The following is a 7,683-nucleotide window of genomic DNA, read 5'->3' on the forward strand; positions in this document are numbered from 1 at the left end:
GCCGGCGGATCAGCGATCCCAGGGAAAGGCGAGCGTCGGCCGATCGGCGAAGCGCCGCATCGCGATGCGCAGCCGGGTGCCGCAGCCGGGCTCCAGCCGCAGCGTGAATGCCCGCGCGCCGACAGGCAGGGTGCGGCCGTCCATCGTCACGCTGTCGATCCGGTGTTCGGCATAGGCGCCGCCCTGCACCGTCACCCGGCGGGCATGGTCGCGGGCCAGGTTGACCAGCGTGACCTCCACCGCGCCGTCGTCCATCGCGTGGACCAGCGCCGCGACATCTTCCGGTACGCCGGCCCGTCGCCGATCGGCATCGAAATAGCGCAGCCGGCAATGAAGCGGCACGCCCCCCTGTGACGGCGAGGTCGGTGACCAGGGCGGGCGGGCGATGTGCAGTCCGCCTGTCATCAGCTGGACGAGGCTGGTCACGCTCGCCGGATTGATGTCGATCGGCCAGTCGGCGAGGCGGGTTTCGGGGGTGGTCGGATCCTTCTCGCGGGCAGCGACGCGCGCGGCGACGCGATCGAGGTCTGCCCGGAGCGCGCGGAGGGGATAGTCCGGGTTGCGCCCCTCCAGAAAGGCGAGCCAGGGATGGTCGCCGGCGGCGGCACGGTCGTCGGCGTGCTGGCGCAGATACCAGATCTCGAAGCCGTTGGTGCGATACGGGCCGGGCTTCCAGCCATACCAGCCCTCCGGGCCGAACATGGTCGGTGTATGCTCCCGCCCGTCGATGCGCTTCGCGGCTGCGTTGATGCGTGCGGTCTGGCGCCGCCACAGGTCGATATAGCCGAGATCGCCGGTGAGCAGCACGGCGTTCATGAACGCGGTGATCGCACGGGGCACGCGGTTGCGATCCTCGCGTTTGCCGGTCTGGGGCACCACCGGCGAGAAGCCCCAGCCATAGACGCCGCCCCACCAGTCCGGTGCGGTACGGCCGTCCAGCCCCACCTTGCTCGGCAGCATGTCGCCATTGGCCCTGGCGCGGTCGACCCAGGCATCGAGATAGTCGAGCGCCCAGCGCCGGTAGCGCTCGCCCCCACCCAGCGCATAGGCGTTCAGGCCCAGCGTGGTCGCCTGCAGGTTGAGCGGGCTGTCGCACACCACGTCGGTATATTCGGCATAATGGTCCAGCGTCTGCTGATAGCTGGTCTCGCCATGCTCCATGTGGAAGCGCGCGCCGGCCTCGAACGGGTCGCCCGCCCAGTCGAGCGGGGTGGCAGGGCGAAGCATCGGCCCGAGGCTGCCGTTGAGCATCGAGCGGATCACCCGGTGTGCCGGATCGTAGTTGTGCGCGATCGGGTCGCGTCCGGTATAGAAGTCGGCATAGCGCCGGGTCCGTGCGAGCAGCGTGCGGTCACCGGGCGTGGACATGCCGAGCAGGTTGAAGGTGGTGAGCCCTTCGGAATTGTGTTGCCAGTCCATCTGGACCGGAAACTCGCGGGCATACATGCCCTGGCGGGCAATCGGCACGTCCACCGTGCGGGCGGCGGTATATTGTCGCAGATGCCCTTCCCAGAAGCGCTGCGCCAGATCGAGGATGCGATCGGCGCCGCCCAGCGCGTGCAGCAGTGCCCAGTCGTTGGTCGCCTCCGCCGCATCGTCGGGGCCGTCGTTGGCGCCCCAGCGCGCGAAGACGCGAAGCTGGTCGCGATCGTCGACATAGCGGGCATAGAAAGCCTCGCACGCCTCCGCATTGGCGCGGAGCAGCGTGCGCTGGAGGCGGGCCCAGTCCGGGGGCGCCATCGGGCGGTCGGCGACGAGGGTCGGCGGCGCGCCGCGGGCGGTGGCGGGGAGCGTCGCGGCCGCGATGCCGGCCAGCAGGTCGCGTCGGCGGAACGTCATTCGGGCAGCTCCATCCGCCGGATCGGGCCGACGAGGACGAGGAAGGCGAAGATCGTCAGCAGGCAGTGTGCGCCGACGAAGACGAGGGCGAGATCGAAGGACCCGGTCGTGCCCACGATATAGCCGACCGCGATCGGGGTGACGATGCCGGCGATGTTGCCGAACATGTTGAACACGCCGCCCGAAAGCCCGGCCAGCCGCCGTGGCGCGACATCGGCCATGATCGCCCAGCCGAGCGAGGCGATGCCCTTTCCGAAGAAGGCGATCGACATCAGCGTGATCACCAGCCCCTCGCCGGGCGCCCAGACGCAGCCGATGATCAGCGAAGCGAGCAGCATGCCCAGGACGAGCGGTATCTTGCGGGCCCGATCGAGCGAGCCGGTGCGCTTGAGGATACGATCCGAGAGGAATCCCCCGGCGAGCCCGCCGGCGAAGCCGAACAGGGCAGGGGCCGCCGCGGCGAACCCCGCCTCCAGGACGTTCAGCCCGCGCTCCTTGATCAGGTAGATCGGGAACCAGGTGACGAAGAAATAGGTCAGCACGTTGATGCAGTACTGGCCGAGATAGATGCCCAGCATCATCCGGTTGGCGATCAGCCGGCCGACATTGCGCCAGGCGAAGGCCTGGGCGGCTGTCGCGCCGCCCTCTTCCAGATGGATCAACCCGCCGCCGGCTTCGATATAGGCGCGCTCGGCAGCGTTGACGCGGCGATGGTGCGCCGGGCTGTGGATGAAGCGGACGAACACCAGCGTGGCGAGCACGCCCAGTCCGCCCATCGCCCAGAAGATCGAACGCCAGCCGAACTGATGGGCCAGCCAGCCCATCAGCGGCGCGAAGGCGACCAGCGAGAAGTATTGCGCCGAGTTGAAGATCGCGGCCGCCGTGCCGCGTTCGGCGGCGGGGAACCACGCCGCGACCAGCCGCGCGTTGCCGGGGAAAGAGGGTGCCTCGGCCAGGCCCACCAGGAAGCGCAGGGCGAAGAGCATCGCCACTACCGAGATCCCGGCGATCCAGCCGGCGAAGCCTTGGGTGGCGGTGAACAGCGACCAGAGCAGGATCGCCGCCGCATAGACGCGCTTGGTCCCGAAGCGATCGAGCAGCACGCCCCCGGGGATCTGCGCCAGCACATAGGCCCAGGCGAAGGCGGAGAGGATGAAGCCGGTCTGGACGGGGCTCAGCGCCAGCTCCCGCGCCGCGGCGCTGCCGGCGATCGAGAAGGTGGCGCGATCGGCATAGTTTACCGAGGTGATCAGGAAGATCAGCGCGATGATCGCGTAGCGCACGCGGGTCGGCCGGACGGGCAGCTCGTTCAAATCCTCTCTCCCAGCCGCGCCGCCTGCAGGGGGCGGTCTCATCCCGCCTCCCTAGTCGCCGCGCCGCAACCGGTCCAAGCCAAAAGCCGGGATGATCCAGCCAAAGACTGGCTCGATCGGCGCGTCCGGCGCCGCTTCGCCGAAGATCGGTGCAAGGCCTGCATTGATCCATGTCCGATTGAGGTTGGTCATTGCCGGCGCGGCGAGGCTACCCACGGCCTGCAGACCCGGCTCGAACGAAGCCGGGCTCCCGAGAGAGGCTGGAGGCACATGTCGCATATCCGAACCCTGAAGAGCGTCTTCGTCGCGTCGAGCGCGGCGGCGGCACTGGTCGCGTCCTCGGCCCTCGCGCAGGTCCAGCCCGCACCCGTCGCGCCGCCATCCGCGCCGGACGAGAGCGAAGGGGCAGAAATCATCGTCCAGGGTTTTCGGGCCAGTCTGAGCAGCGCGATCACCATCAAGCGCAACGAGACCGCGACGATCGACGTCATCAAGGCCGAGGACATCGCCGAATTCCCCGATCTGAATCTGGCGGAATCGCTCCAGCGCATTCCCGGGGTGTCGATCAGCCGCGTCAACGGCGAAGGCCGCAACATCTCGGTGCGCGGGCTGGGGCCCGAATATAGCCGGGTGCGCATCAACGGCATGGAGGCGATCGGCACCACCGGCGGCACCGACAATTCGGGCGGTGTCAATCGCGGCCGGGGCTTCGACTTCAACATCTTCTCGTCGGACCTGTTCAACAGTATCGCGGTGCGCAAGACCGCGACCGCCGATGTCGAGGAAGGCTCGCTGGGCGGTACGGTCGACCTGCAGAGCGCCCGCCCGTTCGACTACAAGAAGAACACCGCGGTGGTGGCAGCGGCGGCGAGCTACAACGATCTTGCCCGCAAGACCAAGCCGCGCGTCTCCGGGCTGGTCACCGCGACGACGCCGGACGGCCGGTTCGGTGCGCTGCTGTCGGTCGCCTATGAGGAACGCCGCCTGATCGAGGAGGGCGCGAACATCACCCGCTGGACCTATGGCGGCTTCAACGGCGGCTTTCATCCGGCGTCGACGATCGCGGGCAAGACGATCGCCCAGATCAACGATGCCAGTCCCGCCACGGCGCTGTTTCATCCGCGCATCCCCGGCTTGGTGAGCTACGACATCCAGCAGAAGCGCCTGGGCGCCGCGCTGGCGCTGCAGTTCCAGCCCACGGAGCGGACCCTGATTTCCGTCGACGGGCTCTACTCGCGGCTCGACGGCACCCGGACCGAAGCGCAGTTCCAGGCGCTCAGCTTCAGCCGGTCGGGAAGCGGCAAGCCGCAGACGATCATCCGATCGGGTACCGTGGATGCCGACAACAACATCGTCAGCGGCACCTTCGACGCGGTCGATCTGCGGACCCAGTCGCGCTACGATGCGCTGAAGACCGATTTCTACCAAGTCACCGCCACGCTGGAGCAGAAGATCGGCGACCGGCTGAAGATCGGCGGCGTCGTCGGCACGTCCAGTTCGGCGTTCCGCAACCCCGTGCAGACCACGGTGACGATCGATGCGGCGAACACCAACGGCTTCTACTATGATTTCGCGACGCGGTTTCCCACCATCCGGCCCGGCGTCGACCTGACCAACCCGGCTACCTTCTCCTTCACCAACGGCACCTCCGAAGTGCGGATCCGCCCGCAGACCGTCGACAACGGCTTCACCACCGCCAAGGCCTATGCCGAGTGGACGGTCAGCACGCTGGTCAAGCTGAAGGTGGGCGTCGACTGGCGCAAGTTCACCTACGATTCGACCGAGCAGCGCCGACTGCAGGGCGAGACGGTGGTGACGACGCTGACCGCCGCGCAGCTGGCACCACTGACGACCCGCTTCACCGACTTCGGGCGCGGGCTCGGCATGCCGTCCGGCACCCCCACCGCTTGGCTGGTGCCCGATCTCGCGGCGTTCCAGAGCGCACTCAACACCGCGGGCAACCCCCTCTACGCCACCGGCGGCGTGCAGAACGCGACCGCGCGAGGCTCGTTCGTCACGGTCGAGGAAAAGGATCTGGGCCTATGGGGTATGGCTGCGTTCGATCTGGCCGATGCTGGTGTACCACTGCGCGGTGACATCGGTCTCCGGTACGTGAAGACCGACCAGTTTTCGACCGGCTATGCCGGGCAGGGCACGACCGTGAACCTGGTGGGCGCGGCGCGGGCCTATCACCGCTGGCTGCCCTCCGCCAATTTGGTGTTCGACGTGACCCCGACGCTGCTCGTCCGCCTGGCCGCAGCCAGGACGATCGCGCGCGCGGGGATCAGCGCGCTCACCCCGGGCGGCAACCTCAACGTCTCGGGGGGCAACCGTAGCTTCAGCTCGGGCAATCCGGACCTGCGGCCGACGGAATCGACCAACCTCGATGCGTCGATCGAATGGTATCCGTCGCAGGGCGCGCTCTATGCCGCTTCCGTGTTCCAGAAGGACATCGGCACCTTCGCGCAGACACTGAGCACGGGCATTCCCTATACCAGCCTCGGCCTGCCGGAGTCGCTGCTGACCGGCACGGGGGCCAGCACGTCGGACATCTTCATCGTCAGCCAGCCGGTCAATTCGAAAGGGGGGCTGCTGCGCGGCTTCGAGGTCAACGTCCAGCAGCCGCTTTCCTTCCTGCCCGGCTTCCTGTCGAATCTGGGCATTCTCGCCAACTACACCTTCGTCACCTCGGACATCGAATATCTGCTGGCGGCCAATGGCGCGGCAACGGTCAAGGCGCCGCTGCTCGGCCTGTCGCGGAACGCCGCCAACGCGACGCTGTACTACGAGACGAAGAAGTTCTCGATCCGCGGCTCGGTCGCCTACCGCTCACGGTATCTCACCGCCGTGCCGGGGACGGAAGGCAACGCGTATAACGGCACCAACGGGACGACCAATGTCGATGCGCAGCTTTCGTACAACGTCACCGACGCGCTCAAGATCAGCCTCGAGATGATCAACCTGACCGACACGAAGAACGACCAGTTCGTCGACGAGACCAACCGGCTGAACGTTCTCACCCATAGCGGGCGGCAATTCGTGCTCGGCGCGCGGCTGGCGTTCTGACACATCGGCCGGGCGAGGCGGGTCGGCCGCCCGTCCTCCGCCTCAGCCGCGCCCCCGGCGCAGAACCAGGAACCCGCCGACCCCCATGCTGCCGGCGGCGAGCGCGGGGGCACCATAGGGCGGGGCGCTGTGCAGGTGCGGCGCCCGTGCCGGCGCTTCGTTCTGGCTGGTACCCACCGGGATGAAGCCTTCCCGCGTCAGCTCGATCATGCCGAGGTCGAGCCCCATGCTCTTGGCGCCCTTTCGTACGGCGGCACCGACCTCGCGCAGCCGCACGGGATCGTGCTTGGCCTGCTCCACGGCTCCGTCGATCAGCGCGGTCTGCACCCAGAGCGCCTCGGCAAGCTCCTGCTTCTGGGCGTCCGTCGCGCGCGTCAGTTCGCCGGCGGCGGTGACGGCGCTCTCCGCCTGTGCGCGAACGGCGGACAGGACCGTGCGATCCGGCGTGTCGTTGTTGCCGCGCGAGGCCTGCCAGGCGGTGATCCACCAAAGGGCATAGGCATCGGCGACATTGTCGATGCGCAGCCCCTGCGGCGCCACCAGTGCGGCGATCTTTTCGATGAAGTCGCCTTCCGCGAACAGCTTCTGCAGATCGGCCGCGCCGCGGGGATCGCCGGCGCGCCCCGGTCTCTCCGCGGCGTTCGCGATCCACCAGCGCGAGGGCTCCCAAGATCGTCTTCATGCTGCGCTCTTCTCCAAAAACGCGAAAAGGGGGAAGCGGCGTACCGCTCCCCCACCATCTTCGCAGAGAGTTCCTATTGCTTGCGGGCCATGGAATTGAGGCCTTCGCCGATCGTCTTGATGACCGTGCTGGTCGTGCTCATCAGATAGCCGAATTCCTGGCCGGCAACGGTCAGGTCGGTGCTGGTCTTGGGCGAACGGTTCTTGCCCTGCTTGTCCAGCGACCGCGACAGGCTGTCCATGTCGGAGATCTTCTGGTCCATCGCGGCCGCCAGCGCATTGCGCATCAGGCTCAGCACTACGGCGATCTTGGTGAAGCTGGTCTCCATCACCGCGAAGAACGAGGCGAGCGCGATCAGGACGACGGTTACCAGCGGTGGACTGGGCGAGGTACATGCCTCCGCCTCCACCGTCTGCTGGACCGTACCCTCGGCGAGATCGACAGCACCGCGATCTGGCCCCGCCGGGCCGCCGAAGGACAGCAGCGCAATGCGCGCCCACACCCAGAAGGCTTCCCGGAGCGTGACGGCCTTGGGCCTGGCGTTCGCTGCGAATCTGCCCATGTGTCTCTCGCCGTACCGCTATGTTCTACGCGATCTCCGGCGGAGCCGTCCTGTCTCCGAGCAGGATCGCGCCATCTTTCCCCGGCGTGTCAACGCCGCCGGGCCCCGGATGCGCGTCGCCGGTCAGTGGCCGCGCGGGCACCCGGGCGATCCCCCACCGGCGCCGCGTCGTGGATCCAGTGCCGCGCCGATCCGCTCGAAGAACAGGCGATCGGCGGGAG

The 7,683-nt window shown here is 67.9% G+C and carries 6 protein-coding genes; 1 reads left to right on the forward strand and 5 read right to left on the reverse strand.

The features are described 5' to 3' along the window. Window positions 1–9 precede the first annotated feature (9 nt). Genes KK7_RS0101725 through KK7_RS22785 form a run of 3 tightly spaced genes read right to left on the reverse strand, consistent with a single transcriptional unit; the run spans window position 10 to window position 3,344 of the window. Window positions 10–1,839: a DUF8034 domain-containing protein gene (locus tag KK7_RS0101725; RefSeq protein ID WP_010542922.1), complete on the reverse strand. Its 1,830-nt coding sequence runs from the start codon at window positions 1,837–1,839 to the stop codon at window positions 10–12. After that, a complete protein-coding gene (locus KK7_RS0101730; RefSeq protein WP_010542923.1) occupies window positions 1,836–3,152 on the reverse strand; it encodes an MFS transporter in 1,317 nt (438 codons plus the stop codon). The genes KK7_RS0101725 and KK7_RS0101730 overlap by 4 nt, the downstream gene beginning before the upstream one ends. Window positions 3,153–3,203: 51 nt before the next feature. Next, complete coding sequence (locus KK7_RS22785) at window positions 3,204–3,344, reverse strand: hypothetical protein (RefSeq protein WP_157999970.1); 141 nt, start codon at window positions 3,342–3,344, stop codon at window positions 3,204–3,206. Between the two features lie 78 nt (window positions 3,345–3,422). Here KK7_RS22785 and KK7_RS0101740 point away from each other — a divergent pair, with 78 nt between their 5' ends. Next, the gene (locus KK7_RS0101740) at window positions 3,423–6,218 is read left to right on the forward strand and encodes a TonB-dependent receptor (RefSeq protein ID WP_010542924.1); all 2,796 of its coding nucleotides are present in this window, start codon (window positions 3,423–3,425) and stop codon (window positions 6,216–6,218) included. A gap of 42 nt (window positions 6,219–6,260) precedes the next feature. Here KK7_RS0101740 and KK7_RS0101745 read toward each other — a convergent pair whose 3' ends face one another. Together KK7_RS0101745 and KK7_RS23310 are read right to left on the reverse strand one after the other, a co-directional pair. Continuing rightward, on the reverse strand, window positions 6,261–6,866 hold the full coding sequence (locus KK7_RS0101745) for a DUF6683 family protein (RefSeq protein ID WP_337459570.1): 606 nt from the start codon (window positions 6,864–6,866) through the stop codon (window positions 6,261–6,263). A 107-nt stretch (window positions 6,867–6,973) separates the two neighbouring features. Further along, on the reverse strand, window positions 6,974–7,462 hold the full coding sequence (locus tag KK7_RS23310) for a hypothetical protein (protein WP_010542926.1): 489 nt from the start codon (window positions 7,460–7,462) through the stop codon (window positions 6,974–6,976). Window positions 7,463–7,683 lie beyond the last annotated feature (221 nt).

The organism is Sphingomonas elodea ATCC 31461, assembly GCF_000226955.1.
GTDB classification, from domain to species: domain Bacteria; phylum Pseudomonadota; class Alphaproteobacteria; order Sphingomonadales; family Sphingomonadaceae; genus Sphingomonas; species Sphingomonas elodea.

Bases quoted from the DNA above. Each gene is read 5' to 3' on its own strand.
- KK7_RS23310 (WP_010542926.1), bottom strand. From the start codon at position 7,462: ATGGGCAGATTCGCAGCGAACGCCAGGCCCAAGGCCGTCACGCTCCGG.
- KK7_RS0101725 (WP_010542922.1), bottom strand. From the start codon at position 1,839: ATGACGTTCCGCCGACGCGACCTGCTGGCCGGCATCGCGGCCGCGACG.
- KK7_RS0101740 (WP_010542924.1), top strand. From the start codon at position 3,423: ATGTCGCATATCCGAACCCTGAAGAGCGTCTTCGTCGCGTCGAGCGCG.
- KK7_RS22785 (WP_157999970.1), bottom strand. From the start codon at position 3,344: ATGACCAACCTCAATCGGACATGGATCAATGCAGGCCTTGCACCGATC.